Raw genomic sequence first — 21871 nt, 5'->3', positions numbered from 1 at the left:
GCCGAGCCTCGATTACACAGTATTTCCATGTGCGGTGCCCGGCGACAGGCCCTCCTGCAGGGCGACCGCCGCGGCCTGGGTGCGGCTGGTCACGCCGAGCTTGGCCAGGATGTTGGAGACGTGCACGCTGACCGTCTTCTGGGAGATGAAAAGCCGCTCGCCGATCTCCCGGTTGGCCAGGCCGTCCGCGACGTGGGCCAGCACCTCACGCTCGCGCGCGGTGAGCGCGGCCAGCCGTCCGGGTCCGGAGCCCGTGGTGGCGACCGGCGCGGGGGTCCCGTCGTCCGCGGTGAGGACGCCCGGCGTCCCGGTGGCCGGGCCGTCCGCCGTGGCGGCCGTTGTGCCGGCCGTCGTGAGGGCCGTCGTGACGGGGGCGGACGGGTCCGGGAAGCCCGCTCGCGTGCCGACCGACCTGAGCGTCTCCAGGAAGGGCCGGGCTCCGAGCGCGGCGGCGACGCGCACCGCGTGCTCCCACTCGGCGCGGGCCGCCGCGCGGTCGCCCGCGCGCAGCAGGCTCTCGGCCAGCCGCCACCGCGACCGCGCCTCCTCGTACACGAAGCCGAAGCCGAAGGCGTCGGTGGCGCGCCGCCAGACCTCCGGGCCGCCCGTGCCGTGGGCCCGGTGCCACTCGGCCTCCGCCCGGGCCAGCCAGGCGCCGCCTTCCGGTCCCAGCCGGGCGCGCGGGCCGTTCGGCCCGTTCTCCGCCGCCCACCGCGCCCGGCGCAGCAGGTCGTCGCAGGGCTCGCCGGTCCGGCCGAGGTCGGCCAGCGCCCACAGGCCGGTGGCCGCGATCCGGATCACCCCGGGATCGAACGGCTCGAGCGTGGCGATGACAGCCTCGGCGTGGTCGAGCGCGGACTGGGGGTCGCCGCGCCACAGGGCCTGCTCGGCCGCCATGCCGCGCGCCATGTAGCCGACCAGCTCGTCGGACCAGAACCGGGCCAGCCACCGCAGCCTCTCGTCGGCGCCCGGGCGTCCCCGGCCCACCTCGACGAAGAGGGCGAACGACGACAACCGGGCCTCCGCCAGGGTGCCGACCCGGACGCCGAAGCCTCCGGCCAGCCGTTCGGCCGTGTCCCAGTCGCCGTCGGCGTAGTGCACGAGGTAGTGCAGGAAACGCAGGTCGGTGCCGTACGTGCTCCAGGTGAGCCCGGTCTCCCCGGCCAGCCGTCCGCCGTCCTCGGTGATGCGGGCGGCCACCGCGAGGGCGCCGTTCTCGTAATGGATGCGGGCGAGGTTGAAGTGCGCCCGCAGGTCGATGGACAGGTCGCCCGACGGCCGGCGGGTGGCGCGGGTGAGCAGGTCGACGGCGCGCTCGACGCCGCTCGCCGACTCCTCCTCGATCAGGGCGAGCGTGACGAGGGCACTGGCCTCCGCGTCGCGTGCGCCGGTCGCCTGGGCCACTTCCAGCGCCCTGGACGCCGTGGCGGCCGCCTCGTCGTAGCGGTACTCCCGGAACAGGGCACGGGCGTAGGTGGCCAGGGCCCTGGCCAGCAGCGGGCTGTGCGGCGCGTTGTCCACGGCCTCCCGGGCCACGGTGATCGCCTCGGCCTCGTCACCGCCCGCGTCCGCCAGACAGTAGGACAGCCGCTCGCCGGTCTCGGCGATCAGGACCGGGTCGCTCGCCTCGCGCCGCAGCCGCCGCAACTGCTCCGCCGCCCGGTGGTAGTCGCCGCCCGCGGCCGCCGCCGCGGCGCTGGCCAGCGCGATCTCCGTCCGGCTCTGCCCGGCCAGCCGTTCGGCCTCCGGTACCTGCTCCCAGACCTCCAGCGCCCGTTCGAAGTGCCGGTGCGCCTCCGCCGGCGCGCCGAGCCCGGCGGCCAGCCGGCCGGCCTCCACCGACGCCCGCAGCGCGCCCGGCAGGTCGTGCCCGGCGAGATGGTGATGGGCCAGCTCGGCCGGGGAACCGCCGCGTCCGGCGAGCAGCGCGGCGAAGGTGGTGTGCAGCCGGGTCCGCTCGCCCGGCAGCAGGTCGTCGTAGACGGCCTCCTGCAGGAGCGCGTGCCGGAACGCGTACCCGTCGCTGCCCGCCGTGAGCAGCCGCCGCGAGACGATCTCGCGCAGCGCCTCCTCAAGCGGCAGGTCGTCCAGCCCGGTCGCGTCGCGCAGCAGGTCGTGGCCGACGCGGCGGCCGGCCACCGCGGCGACGCGCAGCACCTGGCGGGCGGTGTCCGACAGGGTCTCCACCCGGGCCAGCAGCAGGTCGGCGAGCGTCCCGGGCAGCCGGGCCCGCTCCGCGCCCGCCGCCAGCAGTTCCTCCGCGAAGAACGGGTTGCCCCCGGCGCGCTCGATCACGGTCGTCAGGCCGTGTCGCGCGATCGGTTCCGGGGCGGCCTCGCCGTACCGGTCGAGGACGGCGAGATACTCCGCCATCTCGTCGTCGCCCAGCGGCGGCAGCTCGACGGAGGTGACCAGCGGCAGCCGGCGCAGCTCGGCCAGGACAGGGCGCAGCGGGTGACGCCGGTGCAGGTCGTCCGTGCGGTAGGTGCCGACGAGGCAGACCCGCTCGCGCTGCAGCATGCGGGTGAGGAAGACCAGCAGGTCACGGGTCGAGCGATCGGCCCAGTGCAGGTCCTCGAACACGAACAGGACCGGCTGCCGCCCGGCCACCTCCGACAGCATGTCGAGCACCGATCCGAACAGGCGCTGCTGGGCGAGCCCGCCGGTGGTGGATTCCGCCGGTCCCGCCTCGTCGCCGGGCAGCAGCCGCCGCAGCGCGGGACGGGCCGCGACGGCCGGGGCGACCGGCCCGCCGGGATCGGCCGCGGCGCCGCGCAGGGCGTCCGCGAGCGGCAGGTACGGCAGGGCGTCGCCGAGCTCGGCGCACTGGCCGACGAGCGTCACGAACCCCTGCCGCTGCGCGAGGTCGCACAGCTCGGTGACGATCCGGGTCTTGCCGATCCCCGCGTCGCCGCCCACCAGGGCAACCCCCGCGAGCCCGGCCGCGGCGGCGCCGAGCACGCCCGCCAGCTGGTCGAGCTCGGCAGAACGCCCGATCAGCACCTTTCGCGGCGTGCGTGCAACCACGCAGGCGAGTATGGCACGCAGCCCCGACAGAACCACGACCGCGGTATCAGTGCTCCTCCGTCACACCGGGCGGGCTCCCGCTCCATCGAGGGCGAGAACCGGTCGTACCGTCCGAGTCGGACGGGCTCGGGCACAGCGGTCGCGTGCCGTCGTCACGCACGCAGGGGGAGCCGGGCCGGGGTCCGGCCGGCTCGTGCCCTCACTGGCCGGTGGCGCCGTCGATGCGCTCGCGGAGCAGGTCGGCGTGCCCGTTGTGGCGCGCGTACTCGGCGATCATGGCGACCAGGATCCGGCGCAGCGAGACGGGCCGCCCGGTGGCGCGGTGCACGCCGGTCTGGTCCAGCGAGCGGGCGGCGGCCACGATCTCGCGGGAGCGCTCGCACTCCGCCCGCCACACGGCGAACGCCTCGTCGACGTCCCCGTCCAGATCCCCGAAGTCCTGGTCGGGGTCGTCGTCCGAGTAGTAGAGGAGGGGGACGTCCTCACCGGCGAACTGGATGCGGAACCACCACCGCTCGACGCCCCCGAGGTGCCGGATGATCCCGTGAAGGCTGAGCCCCGACGGCGGCACCCCCTTCTCCGACAGACGCTCCTTCGGGATGCCCGAGCACTTGAGCGCGAACGTCGCCCGGTGCCAGTCCAGGAAAGCCGTCAGGATCTCCCGCTCGTCGCCGACGAGGGGAAGGACCGGCCGCACATCGTCGTCCCAGGTCTTCGAGTAGTTCGCCTCGGGGATCTCGCTCATGGCCGCGACCCTGCCATACGCCGCCGACAACTCCGCCCGCCGCGTCTCCGGCCGCCGCGTCTCCGGCCGTAGCGCCGCCGATCCCGGTGCCGCCGAACGCGCTTCGCCGGCGCGTTGCGCCGGGGCGCGTTTTTGTCGGAGCGCGTGGCTACTGTGCGGCGGGTGACGAAACGGTGGGGCCAGGTCGCGACCCGGGGCACGGGTGACGCCGAGCCGGGCCGCGACCGTGCCGTCCCCGGCGCCGACGCCGGTGGCCGGGCGGCGGCCAGGCGGGCGCAGGCCGAGCAGCGCGAGGGCAGGGTCGCGGCGGGCCTGTCGGAGCTGGAGCGGTGGCTGGCCGACCAGGTCGCGCAGGGGATCGCGCAGGCCCGCCAGACGGGCCCCGCGGACTGGGACGACCTCGCCAGGCGGCTTGTCGACGCGCAGGCGCCCGGCGTCGCGGGGACCGTCGCCCGGCTCTCACGGGTGCTGCACGCGGAGGACTGGCCGGGCCTTCTCCTCGGGGAGTACGCGCTGCTCCATCTGCTCGCGGTCGCCCACCGCCGCGCGGCCGCGCTGCCCGAGCCGCTGCGGCAGACCGTGCGGGCGCGGGTCGGCTTCCCCGTCACCCGGGAGTCCGTCCTGGCCACCGCGGCCGTGCGGGACCACTGGGACGTCGTCGGCAGCCGTGACGAGGAGCAGGAGCGGCTGCTCGCCCGGCGCGTGTGGCTCGCGGGGCGCGCCACGGGCCGCGCCGCGATGGTGCTGTCGTTCACGCCGGCCGGACAGCCGCCGGACGCGTCACTCGCCCCGGGCACGACGATCGACGCCGATCTGGCGTTCTACCCGGGGGCGTCACCGCTGCGGGCCCTCGTGGCCGAGCGGTACGGCCTCGCCGACGCGGGACCGCCACCGGGGACGACGGTCTCCCGGGTGCCCGCGCTGATCGCGGAGGTCCTCACGTCCGACCCCTGGGCCGATTCGTGGCCGCTGGTGCTCGCCGGTGTCGTCCCCTGCCTGGACGGCCTCGCCGACGAGGAGGGGAACGCGCTGCCGCTGCATCCGTCCGCGGGCGTCCCGTGGCGGCTGCTGGCCGTCTCCGGCGGGCGGCCGGTCACGGTCGCGGCCGAGTGGACGCCGCGTGGGTTGCTCCCGCTCACCACCTGGGACGAAGAGGGCGGGGCGGTGCGGTTATGACACCGATCCCGTCGTTGCCCGTGCCGTGCCCGGTCGTCGCCGGGCCCGGGGTCCGGCAGCGGGCGAAGGCGGTCGCCACGCCGAGGAGGGCCGCCCGATGACCGTTTCGTGGGAGGAGCTGGTGTCCGCCGCGCTGGTGGGTGCCGCTCGCCGCGGCGTCCTGCCGGAGAGCCTGCTGGAGCAGGCGGCCGAGCAGGTGGTGAGGACGCGCGCGGGGCGGCGGCCGGGCAAAGGCAGCCCGCCGGTCCCCGCGGCGGCGGAGACGCTCCCGCTCGTGCCCGGCGCCGCGGCGGCCCGGCTGGCCCGGATGCTCGGCGGTGAGCAGGGCAGACTGCTCACCGAGTGGCTGGAGACGGCCGCCGCGCGGCGGGTGCGGGTCCCGGCCGAGCTGATCCCGGGGCTGCTCGGCCTCGGCGCGCGGGACCGGTCGATCCGCGCGTACCTGGGGGCGGTCACCGGGGCCCGGGGCCGCTGGCTCGCCGGTCTCAACCCCGCTTGGGCGTACCTGCTGGCCGAGCCCGCGCACGTCCCCCCGGACGAGGTGTGGGAGCTCGGCACGAGCGGGGACAGGCGGGCCTTCCTGACCGCGCTGCGCCGCCGCGACCCCACCGCCGCCAGGGAGCTGCTGGCCCGGGGCTGGGGCGCGGAGACGCCCGAGGACCGGGCCGTCTTCGTGACGATCCTCGGAGACGGACTCGCCATGGCCGACGAGCCGTTTCTGGAGACGGTGCTCGACGACCGGCGCCGCGAGGTGCGGCAGGCCGCCGCCGACCTCCTCACTCGCCTGCCGGAATCGCGGCTGGCCCGCCGCATGACCGCGCGGGTGCGCCGGTTCGTGACCAGGAACGGCGCCCGGCTGCGCGCGGAGCCGCCGGCGGCCTGTGACGCCGCGATGGAGCGCGACGGCGTCAGGGCGCGCCCGCCCGCCGGCATGGAGACGAGGGGCTGGTGGCTGCAGCAGGTGGTGGCGCACACGCCGCTGTCGTTCTGGCCGGGTCATCTCGGGATGCGGCCGGACGAGATCGCCGTGGCCGGGATCGGCGCGTGGGAGCGGGAGGTCCGCATGGGCTGGATCCGGGCGGCCATCCTGCAGCGGGACACGACGTGGGCCCGCGCCCTGTTCGAGGCCGAGCCGCTGACCGACCTGCTGGCCGTGCTCCCTCCGGAGGAGCAGTCCCGGCGAGCGGCCGAGCTGGTGGCGGGTCATCCCGTGGACGGCCAGATGGTCATGATGCTGGGCGGCGTGCCGCGACCTTGGGGGCCCCGGCTGGCGAGGGCCGTGCTGCAGAAGATCGTCGAGACCACGCGGACGCAGCCGTGGAACGCCGGCGAGCTGATCCGGCTGGCCGGAGAGCGGTTCGACCCCGCGATGCACACGCGGGTGGCGGAGGTCCCCGAACTGGCCGCGATCCTGCGATTCCGCTTCGACATGCTGGAGGAGCTTGCATGACCAGCGTCCTGCGTCCGCACGCGGAAGACCAGTTCGCCGACGAACTGGCCGTTCTCGCGAAGACCGACGACCGGCCGCGCCCACCCGGCTGGCGGCTGTCGCCCTGGGCGGTGACGGCCTACGTGCTGGGGGACGGCGGTCAGATCACGCCCAAGTACATCGGCCCGCGCAGGATCGTCGAGGTCGCGGTGGCGACGCTCGCCACCGACAGGGCGCTGCTGCTGCTCGGCGTGCCGGGCACGGCCAAGACCTGGTTGTCCGAGCACCTCGCGGCGGCGATCAGCGGTGACTCGACCCTGCTCGTGCAGGGCACGGCGGGCACGGCGGAGGAGGCCGTCCGTTACGGGTGGAACTACGCGCGGCTGTTGTCCGAGGGACCCTCCCGTCAGGCGCTGACGCCGAGCCCGGTCATGCGTGCGATGGCGGAGGGACGGCTGGCGCGGGTCGAGGAGCTCACCCGCATGCCGTCCGACGTGCAGGACGCCCTGATCACCGTGTTGTCGGAGAAGACGCTGCCGATCCCGGAGCTGGGTGAGGAGGTGCAGGCGGCCAAGGGCTTCAACGTCATCGCCACCGCCAACGACCGCGACCGCGGGGTCAACGACCTGTCGAGCGCGCTGCGCAGGCGGTTCAACACCGTCGTGCTGCCGGTCCCGGCCACCACCGAGGAGGAGGTCGACATCGTGGCCCGGCGCGTGGCGCAGCTCGGCCGTTCCCTGGAGCTGCCGGAGACCGCGACCGGGCTGGAGGAGATCCGCCGGGTGGTGACGGTCTTCCGGGAGCTGCGGGCGGGGGTGACCGCCGACGGGAGAACCAAGGTCAAGTCGCCCAGCGGCACGCTCAGCACGGCGGAGGCGATCTCGGTCGTCACCGGCGGGATCGTGCTCGCCGCCCACTTCGGGGACGGCGTGCTGCGCCCGGCCGATCTCGCGGGCGGCATCGTCGGGGCGGTCGTCCAGGACCCGGTGTCCGATCGCGTGGTGTGGCAGGAGTACCTGGAGACCGTCGTCCGCGGCCGCGACGACTGGCGCGACTTCTACCGGGCCTGCCGCGATGCCGGCTGAGATCGCCGCCGGCGCCACGTCCGGCCCGCGCGCGCCACAAGACGGCGGCGCCGTGCCCCTCGGTGCCGGTGCGGGTGGGGATGCGGGTGCCGGTGCGGGTGCTCCGCTTGTCGATGCGGGTGCCGGTGCAGGGGTGGGTGCGGATGCGGGCGCGAGTGGGACGGGCGAGGATGCGCCCCCGGGTGCGCACCGCATGCGCCGCGGCGGGCCGAGCACGGAAACCCGGAGCGGCGGCCGGGGCGGCTCGGGGGGTGGGGGCGACCACGACCCGCACCGGGTGCGCCGCGGCGGGCCGAGCACGGAAACCCGGAGTGGCTCGGGGGGCGGGGGCGACCGCGACGGCACCGCGAGCGGCGGTGGCCCGGGTGCCCCGGGGGGTGATGCGGGCCTCGGTCCAGCCTCTGACGGGGACCACGAGACCCGCCGGGGTCGTGGGGGCGCGGGTGAGGACCGGGGCGGGCCGGAGGTGTGGGTGCTGGGGGTGCGGCACCATGGGCCGGGATCGGCCAGGGCGGTGCGGGACGAGCTGCACCGGATCCGGCCCGATCTGGTGCTCGTGGAGGGCCCGCCCGAGGCCGACGGCCTCGTGAAGCTCGCCGCCGACCCTGGCATGCGCCCGCCGGTCGCGCTCCTGGCGTACGTGCCGGGTGAGCCGTCGCGGGCCGCGTTCTGGCCGTTCGCGGAGTTCTCACCGGAATGGCAGGCGCTCGCCTATGCGGCCCGGGCGGGCGTCGAGGCACGGTTCTGCGACCTGCCCGCCGCCCACGCCCTCGCGCTGGAAGCCGACCCCGTACGCCGCGACCCCGTCGGCGAACTGGCCCGCGCGGCGGGGTACGACGACCCGGAGCGGTGGTGGGAGGACCTGGTCGAGCACCGGGGCGAGGCCGGGACGCTCGACGTGATCGCCGAGGCGATGCGAGCCGTGCGCGACGGGCACGTCGCGGAGGGCGTCGAGGCCCGGCGCGAGGCGTACATGCGCAGGACACTGCGGAAGGCGGCGCGGGAGGGCTTCGCCCGCATCGCTGTGGTCTGCGGGGCCTGGCACCTGCCCGCGCTTACCCTGCCCGCGCTTACCCTGCCCGCGCTTACCCTGCCCGCGCTTACCCTGCCCGCGCTTACCCTGCCCGCGCAGACCCTGCCCGCGCAGACCCCGCCCGTGCTCACCCCGTCCGCGCAGACTTTGCCCGCGCAGACCCCGCCCGCGCCCAGCCGCCGCGCCCCGGGGCCCGGCGCGGCCGCGCCCGAGGGGGTGCCGGACGGCCCCGGCCGCCCACCCTCGGCCGCTGAGGACGAGCGGCTGCTGCGCGGCCTGCCCAAGGTCAGGGTCGAGATGACGTGGGTGCCGTGGACCCACGGACGGCTCGCCGCGGGTGCGGGCTACGGCGCCGGCGTCGCCGCACCCGGGTGGTACGAGCACCTGTTCACCGCGCCCGACCGGCCGGTGGAGCGCTGGCTCGCTAGGGCCGCCGCGATCCTGCGTGAGGAGGACCTGCCCGTCTCCTCCGCGCACGTCATCGAGGCCGTACGGCTGGCCGAGGGGCTGGCGGCGCTGCGCGGCAGGCCGCTCGCCGGGCTGTCGGAGGTCACCGAGGCGGTCAGGGCGGTCCTGTGCGACGGCGACGAGCCGAAGGTCGAGCTGGTCCAGCGGCGGATGGTCGTGGGGGAGCGGCTCGGGCGGGTGCCGGAGGCCACGCCGATGGTGCCGTTGCGGCGGGACCTGCGTGACGAGCAACGGCGCCTGCGCATGAAACCGGAGACCCTCACCGGGGAGCACGACCTGGACCTGCGCAGGCCGCTCGACCTCGGCCGCAGCCGGCTGCTGCACCGGCTCGCCCTGCTCGGCGTGCCCTGGGGGACGCCCCGGCGGGCCCGGAGCAAGGGGACGTTCAAGGAGTCCTGGTCGCTGGAGTGGCGGCCGGAGCTCGACGTCGCGCTCATCGAGGCCGCCGTGTGGGGGATCACGGTCGAGGCTGCGGCGACGGCCCGCGTCCGCGACCTCGCGGACGGCGCCGGTCTGCCCGAACTGACCGCGCTGGTCGAGCGCTGCCTGCCGGCGCACCTCCCCGGCGCGCTGCCGTACGTCCTGGCGCGGATCGAGGACAGGGCGGTGCTCGACGGCGAGGTGCGCCACCTCATGGCGGCGCTCCCCGCGCTCGTGCGGGCCCGCCGGTACGGCGACGTGCGCGGCACCGAGGGCCTCGCGGACGTCACCGAGTCGATGCTGGCCCGGATCTGCGCCGGGCTGTCCCCCGCCCTGACGGGGCTGGACGAGGACGCGGCCCGCGCGATGGCGGCGCTCGTCGACGGGGTGCACGCGGCCAGCGGGTTGATGGGCGAGGCCGGGCCGGCGGGAGCGGCCGGGGCGACGGGGAGCGGGCGGTGGCTCACGACGCTGGCCGCGGTCGCCCGCCGCGACGACCTGCCGGGGCTGCTCGACGGACGCGTCGTGCGGATCCTGTTCGACGCCGACGCGCTGGAGGACGACGTGGCCGCGCGCATGGCCCGGTCGATGTCGCCGGGCAACCCCCCGGCGCGGTCGGCGGGCTGGATCGAGGGCTTCCTGTCCGGGGGCGGCCTGCTGCTCGTCCACGATCCGCGCCTGCTCGCCACCGTGGACGCCTGGCTCACCGGCCTGTCCGCCCAGGACTTCGCGGACACGCTGCCGTTGCTGCGGCGCACGTTCGGGGCGTTCCCGGCGCCGGAGCGGCGGATGATCGGCCGGCGGATCCGCTCGGGCTCTGCGCTCCGCTCCTCGGAACCGGGCGGCGAGGCGGGGGCGGAGGTCGACGACGGGCTGGCGGCGGGAGCCGTACGGACCGTGCGGGAGATCTTGGGGCGCGAGACGGACGGGAGGCCCTGATGGACGGCGAGGACGAGCGGCTGCGCCGCTGGCGGCTGGTGCTCGGCGGTGCGGCGGAGGGGACGCTCGAAGGAGCGGACGCCCGGATGGACGCCGCCCTCGCGGCCCTCTACGACGACGAACAGGATCGGCGCGGCGCCGGCCTCGGGGCGTCCGCGCCGCGGGTGGCCCGATGGCTGGGGGACATCAGGGAGTACTTCCCCTCCAGCGTCGTGCGGGTCATGCAGAAGGACGCCATCGAGCGGCTCGACCTGACCCGGCTGCTGCTGGAGCCCGAGATGCTGGAGGCCGTCGAGCCCGACGTGCACCTGGTCGGCACGCTGCTGTCACTGGGCCGGCTCATGCCGGAGCGGGCCCGCGAGTCCGCGAGAGCGGTCGTCCGCACGGTCGTGCGGGAGCTGGAGGAGCGGCTGACGCGGCGCACGCTGGCGGCCGTCGGGGGCGCGCTCGACCGCTCGGCCAGGACCCGCCGGCCGAGGAGGGCGGCCGACGTCGACTGGGACCGGACGATCCGGGCCAACCTGCGCAACTACCTGCCCGAACGGAAGACCGTCGTGCCGTCCCGGCTGGTCGGGTACGCCCGCGGGCAGCGGGCCCTGCGGCGGGAGGTCGTGCTGGCCGTCGACCAGAGCGGCTCGATGGCCGCCTCGGTGGTGTACGCGGGGGTCTTCGCCGCGGTGCTCGCCTCGATGCGTTCGCTGAAGACCTCGCTCGTGGCGTTCGACACGGCCGTCGCCGACCTCACCGACCGGCTGCGTGATCCCGTCGAGGTGCTGTTCGGCACCCAGCTCGGCGGCGGCACCGACATCAACCGGGCGGTGGCCTACTGCCAGCGACTGATCACCCGGCCGGCGGACACCATATTCCTTCTGGTCAGCGACTTGTACGAGGGCGGGCCGCGGGAGGAGATGCTGCGCCGGATCGGCGCGCTGACCGCCGCGGGAGTCCAGGTGATCGTGCTGCTCGCGCTCGCGGACGAGGGGGCGCCGCAGTACGACCACGACAACGCGGCGGCGCTGGCCGCGATGGGGGTGCCGGCCTTCGCCTGCACACCGGACGCCTTTCCCGGCCTCATGGCCGCCGCGATCGAGCGCCGGTCCTACGACCAAGGTCGCATTTCCCTGCCGGGACGGTGATTTGTAATGTCCGTATCATGACTTCGGTGATGACCGCCCCGGCCGTCTTCAGCCAGCGATACCGGGCCCTGAGCGTCGGAATCGTGGCCCTGGTGATGCTCGTGGCGTTCGAGTATCTCGCGGTGGCCACCGCGATGCCGCTGATCGGCCGCGAGCTGAACGGCTACCACCTGTACGGCCTCGCCTTCAGCGGCGGCATGGCCGCCACCGTGATCGCCACGGTGCTCGGCGGACGCTGGGGCGACGCGCGGGGGCCGTTCCCCGCCCTGTGGACGGGGGTGGCGGGGTTCGTCGCCGGGCTGGCGGTCTCCGGGTTCGCGCCCACCATGGAGGTCTTCCTCGTCGGCCGGTTCCTCCAGGGGCTCGGGGGCGGGCTGTTCAACGTGGCGCTGTACGTCCTCGTGGCCCAGGCGTATCCCTCCGCCATGCACCCGCGGGTGTTCTCGGCGCTGGCGGCGGCCTGGGTGCTGCCGTCCGTGGTCGGCCCGGCGGTCACCGGGTTCGTGGCGGAGACCTGGAGCTGGCGCTGGATCTTCCTGGGCGTCGCGGTGCTGTCGGTCCCCGCCGCGCTGATCATGTGGCGCGGCCTGCCCGCGACGGGCGGGCAGCCGAGGGAGGCGATGGGCCGCGCCTTTTTGCCCCGCTTCGCCTGGGGCGTGTGCGCCGCGGTCGGCGCGGCCCTGCTGCAGTACGGCAGCGGCGCGGCCGGGGCGGGCATCCCCCTGGTCGTGGCCGGACTGGCGGTGCTCGCGCTGACGCTGCCGAGGCTGCTGCCCCCGGGGACGCTGCGCGCCGCCCGGGGTCTGCCCACCGTGGTCGCGCTGCGCGGCCTGGCCGCCGGATCGTTCTTCGCCGCCGAGGTGTTCGTGCCGCTGATGCTCGTGCAGGAGCGGGGGCTCAACGCGGCCGAGGCCGGTCTCGCGCTCACCGGCGGGGCGCTCGCCTGGTCCCTCGGGTCGTGGATCCAGGGCCGCAGGCCGCACGCGCGGGCGCTGACCATCCGTCTCGGCGCGACGCTCATCGCCGCCGGGATCTGCGTCACCGCGTCCGCCGTCATCCCCTCCGTGCCCGTCCCCGTCGTGTTCGCGGGCTGGGTGGTGGCGGGGCTGGGCATCGGCATGGTCTTCCCGACGCTGTCGGTGCTGGTCCTGGAGCTGTCGGCGCCGGGGGAGGAGGGCCGCAACAGCGCGTCGCTGAGCGTCGGCGAGTCGGTCTTCTCGGTCGTCGCCGTCTCGCTGACCGGCGCGCTGCTCGCCGCCTGGGGTGGCCTGCCGTGGGTCTATCTGACGTGCCTGGGCCTGCTCGTCGTCATGGCGGGCACGGCCGGACTCGTCGGCGGCCGTTTCGAGCACCGCCGCGAAGCGGGCACCATGGAGGTCTAGGGAATCCCGGAAATTTTCCGCCAGGCGCCGTGTCCGGTCCGGCCGCGGGCGGGGATCCCGGGAAGGAATTAAGGGGATCCGAGTGCCGCGTGTCCGGGAGCTGGAGGTCTTCAGGATGACCCTGCCGTACGGCAGGCGTCCGGAGACCGTTCTGGTAAAGATCACGGACTACGGCGGCATGGTCGGCTGGGGCGAGGCCGTCGATCCCGGCGAGGCCGGCCCGCTGGAGCGGGCCCTGCCCGCGCTCGTGGGCCTCGACTGGGAGCACCCCTCGGAGCTGGGGGACAATCCCGGCGGCGCGGCCGGCGACATGGCCTGCTGGGATCTGTGGGGCCGCATGAACGGCGTCCCGCTCGCCCACGCGCTCGGCGGCAGCCGTACGTCGCTGATCGCGACCGTCAGGCTGACGGCGGACCGCTCGCTGGAGAGCATGGTCGCCCGGGTGAACCGGCACGTGTGCGCCGGCTACGGGCACGTGACGCTGGACGTCCACCCCGGCTGGGACGTGGAGCCGCTGCGCGCCGTGCGCGCCGCCTACCCCGGCCTCGCCATCGCGGTGGACGGGCGCGGCGCCTACACCGAGATCGCCCAGCTGGAGGCGCTGGACGCGTACGGGGTGGTGGCGATCGAGCGCCCGTTCAAGGACCTGCTGACCAGCGCCGACCTGCAGGACAGGGTGTCGGCCGCGGTCGCCGTCGAGGTGAGTTCGGTGGCCGAGTTCGACGAGGCGGTGAGCGTCAAGGCGGGCCGGGCGCTGCTGCTGCGCCCCGCGAAGATCGGCTCGCTCACCGCCGTGCGGCGCGCGCACGACCGCGCGGTGGAGGCCGGGTGGGACATCGTCTGCGCGGGCGGCCTCGGCGCGGGGCTCGCCCGGGCCGCGACGGTCGCCGTCGCCAGCCTGCCCGGCTGCTCCCTGCCCAGCGACGTGGCCGAGCCGCCGCGCAGCGCGCAGGTGGTGCTCCCGCCGGTCGGGGCGTCCGGCGGGGTCGTCGCCGTGCCGCTCACCCAGCCCGGTCTCGGGCACAACGTGGACGAGGACCGCGTACGCCGCCTGGCCCGCGAGACGTTCCGCGTCTGACGGCTCAGCGGGCCATCGCCGTGTGCGGGGTCCCGCAGCCGTCGTCGATCGGGCTCGGCGTCCCGGGCGTGGGGAGCACGGGTGTGGGGAGCACGGGTGTGGGCGAGGGCGGCGGGGCGTGCCGGTGCCGGCGCGGAGCGGCGGCGGGCGAGGAGCCGGCCGACGCGGCGGACGGGCCGGCCTGGGCGCGGACCGAGGCGCGGATCGCCCTGGCCGTGAGCAGCCGGATCCGGTCCCAATCGGGATAAGCGGTGTTGATCAGGGGCGGCACGAACTGCAGGCTGTTGATCGCGGCATGCTTGACCTTCCACGCCAGCGGCACCAGGTGCTCCAGCATGGACCGGGGCACGTCGGTGCGGATGAGCCCGCGCGTGGCCGCCGCGATCTCGGTGAACCTCGTCAGCACCGTGGCCGGGTCGGCCTGGGAGAGCAGGGCACCGAGGACGCACCGCTGCCGGTGCATGCGGTCGAAGTCGTCGCTGCCGGTGCGGGAGCGGGCGTACCACAATGCCTCGGTGCCGGTCAGCCGCCGGGTGCCCGCCCTGACGAGGCCCTCGTCGTACAGGCCGTAGACGATGTCGCGGTCCACCGCCACCACGAGCCCGCCGAGGGCGTCGATCATCTTCGCGAAGCCCCAGATGTTGACCAGCGCGTACCAGTCGATGTGCAGGCCCAGGGTGTGACCGACCGTCTCCTTGAGCACCTCGGCGCCCATGTGCCGCCGCCCGCCGAACAGTTCGGGATGGTCGTCGGCGTACTGCCACACCGAGAACAACAGGTCCTCGCGCCAGCCGGGGCGGGACTCCGGCAGCTGGAACCCGAAGGGGAACCGGGCCGCCATGGGGCTGCCCGGGGGGAAGCGGACGTGCTCCAGGTTGCGGGGCAGCCCGAGCAGCACCGTGTTGCCGGTCCGCACGTCCACGCTGGCGACGTTGATGCTGTCGGTCCGCATCCCGATCCGGTTGTCGCCCCAGTCGCCGCCCAGCAGGAGCACGTTGACCCGGTCGCGGCCCGCCCACGGGTCGTCCCGGCGTACGGCGCCGCCCACCTGGCCGGAACCGTCCGGCGCGGTGAAGAGCGAGCCGAGGGTCTGCTCGGACACGCGGGCGTACCGCGCGGCGACCGCGAACGGCACCGCGACGACGACCGCGAGCACCCCCGCGACCAGGCCGGTGAGGATCTGCCCTGCGCGGGGCAGCCGCCCGGGACGCAGGACGACGTACGAACGGACGACCAGGCAGAACCAGGCGACGGCACAGGCCGCGAACACCAGGGAGATCTGGCTCAGCCAGCCCAGCGCGTGCCCGGCGAGGCCCGCGTCGGCGCCCGCGGTCACGCCCGCGACCGTGACGGCCACGGTCAGGTAGCCGCTGAGCAGGAGCAGACCGGTGCGCCACCGGCCCGCCCGCAGGTGCGCCGCGCCGGGCAGCACCGCCGACAGCGCCACCCAGCCGATGAGCGCGGCGGCTCTGCGCGCCGGCCCGCCGCGACGCGCCGGTGGCGGCGGGGCGCCCTTCCGGGGTGCCAGATCAGGGGTGACCACGCGTCAATTGAAGCGACGCCGGGCCCGGAAAACCGGCGACCGGCCCGGACCGGAGCAGTCCATACCGGCATTTGACCAGAACTCGACCCGGGACTCGCCCTACCAGGGGAAGGCGAACAGGCCGTAGTAGGCGGCGGTCAGCAGCAGCAGCGCGGTCCCGCCGAGCACGCCGGCGAGAACGCTCTTCTGCCACGGCGTCGGCTCCCACCCGTCCCGCAGCCCACTGAGCACCGCCGCGAACGCCGTGACCGTCTGCACGAGCATCACGATGGCGAGCAGGCGTACGACCAGCCACCCGGCCTGCACGGCGGGCCAGGCGCCGGCCTGGTTGACGGAGAACAGCACGATGAGCGTGATGAACGCCATGACGGCGGCCAGCTCGCCGAGCCCGGTCCAGGCCATCCGGCGCAGCCGCCGCCTGAGGGCGGGCCACAGGTGGACCCTGGCCTGCAGCCGCAGGTCGCGCCCGCGCAGCCGGACGACCATCTCGGTCACCGGCGCCGCGACGTACCCGACCGCGGCCAGGCAGAGCGTGAGCCACAGGATGGTGCTGTCCCCCCACCACGGCGCGGCCGGCACGTCGCTCGCCTCGAAGCGCTGCACCGGGGTCGCCCCCGCGATCGGCACCGGGGACCTGGCCGTGCGCGGCAGGTCCTTGATCCAGTTCGCCAGCGTCGGCAGGTAGTCCGCCGCGAACGGCCCGCCGCGGATCCGCATGGCGTGGTCGGCCCCCGCGAGGAAGCGGATCGTGTAGTCGGTGTTGCCGCTCCGCGTCAGGGCGCCGGTGAGGGTCTCCGTGCTCTCCACGAAGGGGATGGACGGGTCGTCGGTGCCGTACAACGCGAGGACGGGCTGGGTGATCCCGCGCAGGGCGGGCACCCCGTCGTAGCGCAGGAAGTCGAAGCCGACCCCGCCCATCGCCCGGGTGAGCAGGTCGCGCACGCCGGTCGGGGCGTGCAGGCGCAGCAGTTGCTCGTTCAGGGCCCAGGCGACCTGGCGCAGCGGTGAGACGTTCGGCGAGGAGACCAGGACCACGAACGCGGCCTGCGGGTCGCGGGCGGCGGCGACCGGGACGACCCAGCCGCCCTCGCTGACCCCCCACAGTCCGGCCCGCGCCGGATCGACGTCGGGCCGCTCGCGCAGCACCCGCAGCATGCGCAGGGCGTCGTCGGCGAGCAGCCCGAAATCGCGGCTGCGGAAGGAGTAGCCCACGGTCCGCTTGTCGTACGCCAGCGTCACGATGCCCGCCCGGGCCAGCCACTCGGCCTGCTGGGTGAACTCCCCTCCGTCGCCCGACCCCGAGCCCTGCACGAACACCATCGCCGGGTGGCGTCCCGGGGACAGGGGCGCCCTGATCGTCGCCTTCAGCGTCTCGTTCTTCGCCGGGACGAGGATCGTCTCGGTACGGAACCTGTCCGTACGGGCGACCGGGCGCACTTCGGCGGCGGGCTGGGGAGGTATCTCGCGGAACTGGGGCGAATCGGGCAAGGGTGGGGGATCGAATGCCGGCGGGGAGAGCAGGTGGCCGACGGCGGCGAGCACCACCATCAGCACACCGGCGATCACTCCGAGAGTGCCCCGGCCGACGTTCATGAGGCGGCTCCCCCATGCGTGCGCGCGATACCGACTACAGGCTAAGTCATTACTTCCCATTTACGATGCGCACCAGAGGGGAGGTTGGGGCCGCGTTTGTCGGCGGGACCTGTTAGCTTCCTGCGACATGCGTGTCCTGCACAGCTCCGACTGGCATCTGGGCCGGTCGTTCCACCGCGAAAGCCTGCTCGGCGCCCAGGCGGCGTTCGTCGACCACCTGGTCGAGACCGTGCGCGCCGAGCGCGTGGACGTCGTGGTGGTCTCCGGCGACGTCTACGACCGGGCCCTGCCGCCCGTCGACGCGGTCGCGCTGTGCAACGAGGCGCTGGGCAGGCTCAAGGCCCTCGGCGTGCACACCGTGCTGATCAGCGGCAACCACGACTCCGCCGTACGGCTGGGCTTCGGCGCCGACCTCATGGAGCGGGTGCATCTGCGCACCGACCCCGGCCGGGCCTGGGAGCCGGTCGTGATCGGCGACGTGGCGTTCTTCGGCATCCCCTACCTGGAGCCCGAGCTCGTCCGGGGGCCGTGGGAGCTGGCCGAGCGCAGCCACACGGCCGCGGTCTCGTACGCGATGGAGCGTGTCCGGGCGCATCCGGCGGCGCGCAAGGTGGTGCTCGCGCACGCCTTCGTGACCGGGGGAGAGGCGAGCGACAGCGAGCGGGACATCAGCGTCGGCGGGGTCTCCCACGTGCCGTTGAGCGCCTTCGCCGGGGTCGACTACGCGGCGCTCGGCCATCTGCACGGGCGCCAGGTGATGAGCGAGACCGTCCGCTACAGCGGATCGCCGATCGCCTACTCCTTCTCCGAGGCCGGTCACACCAAGGGCTCCTGGCTGGTCGACCTCGCCACGGGCGGGACGGAGTTCGTCCCCGCCCCCGTGCCCCGGCCGGTGAGCACGGTGCGGGGCCGCATCGAGGACCTGCTGACCGGCGCCCGCTACGACCGGTACGAGGACCACTGGCTGCAGGTGACGCTGACCGATCCGGTGCGGCCACGCGAGGCGATGGAGCGCCTGCGCCGGCGCTTCCCGCACGCGCTGGCGCTCGCCTTCGAGCCGGACGGCGTGGCGCGGGGACCGGAGGCCCGGGCGAGGATCGCCGGCCGGCCCGAGATCGAGGTGGCGCTCGACTTCGTCCGCGAGGTCCGCGGCGAGCCCGCCGACGACGACGAACGGCGCCTGCTGGAGGAGGCGGTCGAGGCGTGCCGCATCAAGGAGAGCGTATGACCGGGTGGATCGGCAGGCACGGTTCGATCCGGCTGGGTCACCGGCGTGCCTTCGGCACGACGCGACCCCGAGCCGCCGGGCGAGGGAGTGGCACGGGCCGCCTGTCCATGCGGATGGCGGGGCGCGGGCCCGGCCCGTGGACGAGTTTGGAGGTCCGGTGAGGCTGCATCGGCTGCGCCTGGTCGCGTTCGGGTCGTTCCCCGGGACGGAAGAGGTCGACTTCGACGCGCTCGGCGAGGCGGGCCTGTTCCTGATCCACGGGCCGACCGGCGCCGGGAAGACGACCGTGCTCGACGCCGTCTGCTACGCCCTCTACGGCAGGGTGCCCGGCCAGCGGGAGAGCGCCCGGAGCCTGCGCTGCGACCACGCACCGCCCGGCCGGGGGCCGTCGGTGACGCTGGAGGTGACGATCCGGGGCAGGCGCCTGCGCATCACCCGTTCGCCCGCCTGGATGCGGCCGAAGCTGAGGGGCTCGGGCCTGGTGGAGGAGAAGGCGAAGGCCCTGGTCGAGGAGCTGACCGAGCCCGGCGGGCAGTGGCTGGCGCGCAGCACCCGCAGCGACGAGGCCGGCGACTTCGTGAACACGCTGACCGGCATGACCATGGCGCAGTTCTGCCAGGTCGCGATGTTGCCGCAGGGCGAGTTCGCGAAGTTCCTGCGGGCCGGCGGCGAGGAGCGGCGGGAACTGCTCGAACGGCTCTTCTCCGTGCGGGTGTTCGGCGACGTGGAGCGGTGGCTCGCCGACCACCGGACGCGCACCTGGCGGGACGCGCAGGAGCTGGGCCAGCGGGTCGAGTCGGTGCTCGACCGCATGCGCGGCGCGGCCGGGGACGACCTGCCGCTGCCCGAGGACGCCGCCGAGCCCGCCGCCTGGTCGAGGGAGGTGCTCGATCTCGCCCGCGGCGCGCTCGCCGACGCGGTCGCGGCCGGCACGGCGAGCCAGGAGGCGCTGCTGTCCGCCCGCGCCGGCCTGGAGGAGGGCCGGAGCCTGGCCGACCGGCAGCGTAGGCACGCCGCCGCCCTGGCCCGGCGGCAGGAGCTCGACGCGGCGGCGGAGGAGCGGTCGGACCTGGAGGCGATGCTCGACGAGGCCGCGCGGGCCGACCGGGTGGCGCCGCTGATCCGGCAGGCCGGTCAGCGGGCGGAGGCCGCGGCCAAGGCGCGGCGGCTGGCCGCCGACGCCGCGCTCCGCGCGCTTCCCGGCCCCACGGCGTCGCGCTCCCTCGCGGCAGCGGGCGCGGACCCGGATGATGAGCGGCCGGATCCCGAGCGGCTGGCCGTGCTGGAGCGGGAACGGCGCGACGAGGTCGCCCGGGTGCGCCAGATCCTCCCGGAGGAGGCGCGCCTTCGGCAGGTTCGCGACGAGCGCGCGGACGCCGAACGCGGGCTCGCCGGGCTGACCGAGGAGGAGGCCGGGCTGACGCGGCGGCTGGCGGCACTGCCGGCCGAGCGGCTCGACGTCGAGGAACGGCTCGCGCGGGCGCGTACGGCGGCGGCGAGCCTGCCGGGCCTCACGGCCGCCAGGGACGCCGCGCTGCGGTCGCGGGAGGTCACCGAGCAGGCCGGTCTGCTGGACGCCGAACTGACGCGGCTGGCCGAGGAGGAGGCGCGGGCGGGGGCCGCGCAGGCGGAGCTGCCCGCGCTGCTGGCCGGCGCAGAGGAGCGGCTCAGGGGTTTACGCGACATGGCCGCGCGCGTCCCCGCCCTAAAGGCCGCCGCCCATCTGGCGGAGGAGCGCCTGGAGGCCGCGCGGCTGCGTGACACCCTGACCGCCGAGCTGGAGGCGGCCGAGCACGACCGGCGCGCGGCCGTCGATCTGGCCCAGGAGCGCAGGGACCGGCTCCAGGAGGTGCGCCAGGCCAGGATCGACGGCATGGCCGCCGAACTGGCGGCGGGGCTCGTCGCCGGGGAACCCTGCGACGTCTGCGGCGCCACCGAACATCCGCGTCCCGCCGCGCCTGCGGCGCGGGCCGCGACCGCGGACGACGAGCAGGCCGCGCAGGAGGCGTTCGATGCCGCCCAGCGGGCTCGTGAGGAGGCGGAGACGGCCGTCGCCGCGCTCTCGTCGCGGCTCGGCGACGCGGCGGCGCGCGCCGGGGACCTGTCCCGGGACGACGCGTCCGCCGCCCTCGCGGACGCCCGCGAGGAGCTGTCGCGGCTGCGCGAGGCGGACACGGCGGTCGCGGCCGCCGAAGCGGAGGCCGGGCGGCTCGCGGCGGAGCTGGAGTCGGCCCGTGACCGGGCCGCGGAGCTGAGCGCGCTGCTGACCGAGACCAGGACCAGGAGGAACGCCCTGCTCGCGGAGGGCGAGCGGCTCGCCGCCGGCCTGGAGGGCGACCTCGCGACGGCGGAGGCGGACCTGGAACGCGCCCGGTCCCTCGCCGCGTCCGAGGAGGAGCTGGCCGCCCGCGCCACCCGGCTCGCGGCCGAGCTGGAGGAGCTGGGCACGCGGGCCGCGCGCACCGGCGCGGCGATCGCGGAGGCGCGGGCGCACCGGGACAGGCTGGCGGCCGACGAGCGCAGGCTGGCCGAGGTGATCGACGCCGCCCGCGGCGAGGACGCCTCGCTCGCCGCCCGCCTCGATCGGCTCGAGGAGGAGGCGGACCTGCTCAGGGAGGCCGCCGAGGCGGCGGTCGCGGCGGCCGCCGCCGACCGCGAGAGCCGGGCGGCGCGGGCCGAGGCCGGCAGAGCCGCAGCGGACGAGGGGTTCGCGAGCGTGGAGCACGCGGCCGCCGCCGTCCGCACGCCGGAGGACCGGGAGGCGATGTCCGAGCGGCTGGGTCATCTGGACGCCGAGCGCGCCACGGTCGAGGGGCTGCTCGCCGACCCCGAGCTGGTGGCGGCGGCGGCCAGGCCGGCCGCGGACCTGGCGGAGCTGGAGGCCGGCCACGAGCGGGCCGAGCGGGACCACGCCGTCCGCACCTCCGCGCGCGACCGGGCGCGGGGCAGGCTCGACCACCTCACGGGGCTCGCCGGCGAACTGGACGAGGCGCTGCGCGCCTACCGGCCGGCCGAGGAGCGCCATCGCCTGGCGCGCCGCCTCGCCGAGCTGGCGACCGGAACGTCCGGCGACAACCGGTGGCACATGCGGCTGTCGGCGTACGTGCTGGGGGAGCGGCTCCGGCAGGTCGTCGACGCGGCGAACGAGCGCCTCGACCGCATGTCGAGCGGTCGCTACCTGCTGCGGCACGACCTGAGCCGGTCCGCGGGCGACCGGGGCCGGTCGGGCGGCGGGCTGGGCCTGCGCGTGCTCGACGCCTGGACCGGCGTGGAACGCGACCCCGCCACGCTCTCCGGCGGCGAGAGCTTCATCACCTCGCTCGCCCTGGCGCTGGGCCTGGCCGACGTGGTCACGGCGGAGGCGGGCGGCGCGGAGATCGGCAGCCTCTTCGTGGACGAGGGCTTCGGCACGCTCGACGACGAGACGCTCGACGACGTGCTCGACATCCTCGACGGCCTGCGCGAGGGCGGCCGTGCCGTCGGCGTCGTCAGCCACGTGGCCGAACTGCGGGTGCGCATCCCCGCCCAGCTCCGCGTGGTCAAGGGCCGTTCCGGCTCCACACTCTCGCATCGCTGAGCGGGTGACCCA

At 75.6% G+C, this 21871-nt stretch carries 13 protein-coding genes; 9 read left to right on the top strand and 4 right to left on the bottom strand.

Annotated features, from left to right (window positions below):
• Positions 1–12 precede the first annotated feature (12 nt).
• Positions 13–3027 (bottom strand): helix-turn-helix transcriptional regulator, encoded by a 3015-nt coding sequence (locus tag AAH991_RS02790; protein WP_346224129.1) that lies wholly within the window; start codon positions 3025–3027, stop codon positions 13–15.
• A 199-nt stretch (positions 3028–3226) separates the two neighbouring features.
• The gene (locus AAH991_RS02785; RefSeq protein ID WP_346224128.1) at positions 3227–3772 is read right to left on the bottom strand and encodes a DinB family protein; all 546 of its coding nucleotides are present in this window, start codon (positions 3770–3772) and stop codon (positions 3227–3229) included.
• Positions 3773–3934: 162 nt separating this feature from the next.
• On the opposite strand from AAH991_RS02785, the gene AAH991_RS02780 reads away from it, so the two are divergent.
• From AAH991_RS02780 to AAH991_RS02750, 7 genes are all read left to right on the top strand, one after another.
• Positions 3935–4948 carry an SWIM zinc finger family protein gene (locus tag AAH991_RS02780; protein WP_346224127.1) on the top strand — a complete coding sequence of 338 codons (1014 nt, stop codon included), beginning with the start codon at positions 3935–3937 and terminating at the stop codon, positions 4946–4948.
• A 97-nt stretch (positions 4949–5045) separates the two neighbouring features.
• Complete coding sequence (locus tag AAH991_RS02775) at positions 5046–6398, top strand: DUF5691 domain-containing protein (RefSeq protein WP_346224126.1); 1353 nt, start codon at positions 5046–5048, stop codon at positions 6396–6398.
• On the top strand, positions 6395–7462 hold the full coding sequence (locus AAH991_RS02770) for an ATP-binding protein (RefSeq protein WP_346224125.1): 1068 nt from the start codon (positions 6395–6397) through the stop codon (positions 7460–7462). The genes AAH991_RS02775 and AAH991_RS02770 overlap by 4 nt, the downstream gene beginning before the upstream one ends.
• A 472-nt stretch (positions 7463–7934) precedes the next feature.
• Positions 7935–10322 (top strand): DUF5682 family protein, encoded by a 2388-nt coding sequence (locus tag AAH991_RS02765; RefSeq protein ID WP_428833924.1) that lies wholly within the window; start codon positions 7935–7937, stop codon positions 10320–10322.
• Positions 10322–11458 (top strand): VWA domain-containing protein, encoded by a 1137-nt coding sequence (locus tag AAH991_RS02760; RefSeq protein ID WP_346224123.1) that lies wholly within the window; start codon positions 10322–10324, stop codon positions 11456–11458. The genes AAH991_RS02765 and AAH991_RS02760 overlap by 1 nt, the downstream gene beginning before the upstream one ends.
• A 17-nt stretch (positions 11459–11475) precedes the next feature.
• Complete coding sequence (locus tag AAH991_RS02755; RefSeq protein ID WP_346224122.1) at positions 11476–12840, top strand: MFS transporter; 1365 nt, start codon at positions 11476–11478, stop codon at positions 12838–12840.
• 82 nt (positions 12841–12922) lie between these two features.
• Positions 12923–13918, top strand: coding sequence for an enolase C-terminal domain-like protein (locus tag AAH991_RS02750; RefSeq protein WP_346224121.1), 996 nt, complete (start codon positions 12923–12925; stop codon positions 13916–13918).
• Positions 13919–13922: 4 nt separating this feature from the next.
• On the opposite strand, the gene AAH991_RS02745 is transcribed toward AAH991_RS02750, so the two are convergent.
• Positions 13923–15461, bottom strand: coding sequence for an LCP family protein (locus AAH991_RS02745; protein ID WP_346224120.1), 1539 nt, complete (start codon positions 15459–15461; stop codon positions 13923–13925).
• 99 nt (positions 15462–15560) lie between these two features.
• Complete coding sequence (locus AAH991_RS02740) at positions 15561–17054, bottom strand: alpha/beta hydrolase family protein (RefSeq protein WP_346224119.1); 1494 nt, start codon at positions 17052–17054, stop codon at positions 15561–15563.
• A gap of 127 nt (positions 17055–17181) precedes the next feature.
• Between AAH991_RS02740 and AAH991_RS02735 the strand changes: the two genes are divergently transcribed.
• Positions 17182–18282 (top strand): exonuclease SbcCD subunit D, encoded by a 1101-nt coding sequence (locus tag AAH991_RS02735; RefSeq protein WP_346224118.1) that lies wholly within the window; start codon positions 17182–17184, stop codon positions 18280–18282.
• 157 nt (positions 18283–18439) lie between these two features.
• Positions 18440–21859 (top strand): AAA family ATPase, encoded by a 3420-nt coding sequence (locus tag AAH991_RS02730; protein WP_346224117.1) that lies wholly within the window; start codon positions 18440–18442, stop codon positions 21857–21859.
• The last annotated feature ends 12 nt before the right edge of the window (positions 21860–21871 follow it).

It is taken from the genome of Microbispora sp. ZYX-F-249 (assembly GCF_039649665.1).
Classification (GTDB): Bacteria; Actinomycetota; Actinomycetes; order Streptosporangiales; family Streptosporangiaceae; genus Microbispora; species Microbispora maris.
Note: the sequence above shows the minus strand (reverse complement) of the source record. Positions and strands in the feature narration are given on the sequence as shown.

Bases quoted from the DNA above. Each gene is read 5' to 3' on its own strand.
- AAH991_RS02755 (WP_346224122.1), top strand. From the start codon at position 11,476: ATGACTTCGGTGATGACCGCCCCGGCCGTCTTCAGCCAGCGATACCGG.
- AAH991_RS02785 (WP_346224128.1), bottom strand. From the start codon at position 3,772: ATGAGCGAGATCCCCGAGGCGAACTACTCGAAGACCTGGGACGACGAT.
- AAH991_RS02735 (WP_346224118.1), top strand. From the start codon at position 17,182: ATGCGTGTCCTGCACAGCTCCGACTGGCATCTGGGCCGGTCGTTCCAC.
- AAH991_RS02770 (WP_346224125.1), top strand. From the start codon at position 6,395: ATGACCAGCGTCCTGCGTCCGCACGCGGAAGACCAGTTCGCCGACGAA.
- AAH991_RS02760 (WP_346224123.1), top strand. From the start codon at position 10,322: ATGGACGGCGAGGACGAGCGGCTGCGCCGCTGGCGGCTGGTGCTCGGC.
- AAH991_RS02740 (WP_346224119.1), bottom strand. From the start codon at position 17,054: ATGAACGTCGGCCGGGGCACTCTCGGAGTGATCGCCGGTGTGCTGATG.
- AAH991_RS02775 (WP_346224126.1), top strand. From the start codon at position 5,046: ATGACCGTTTCGTGGGAGGAGCTGGTGTCCGCCGCGCTGGTGGGTGCC.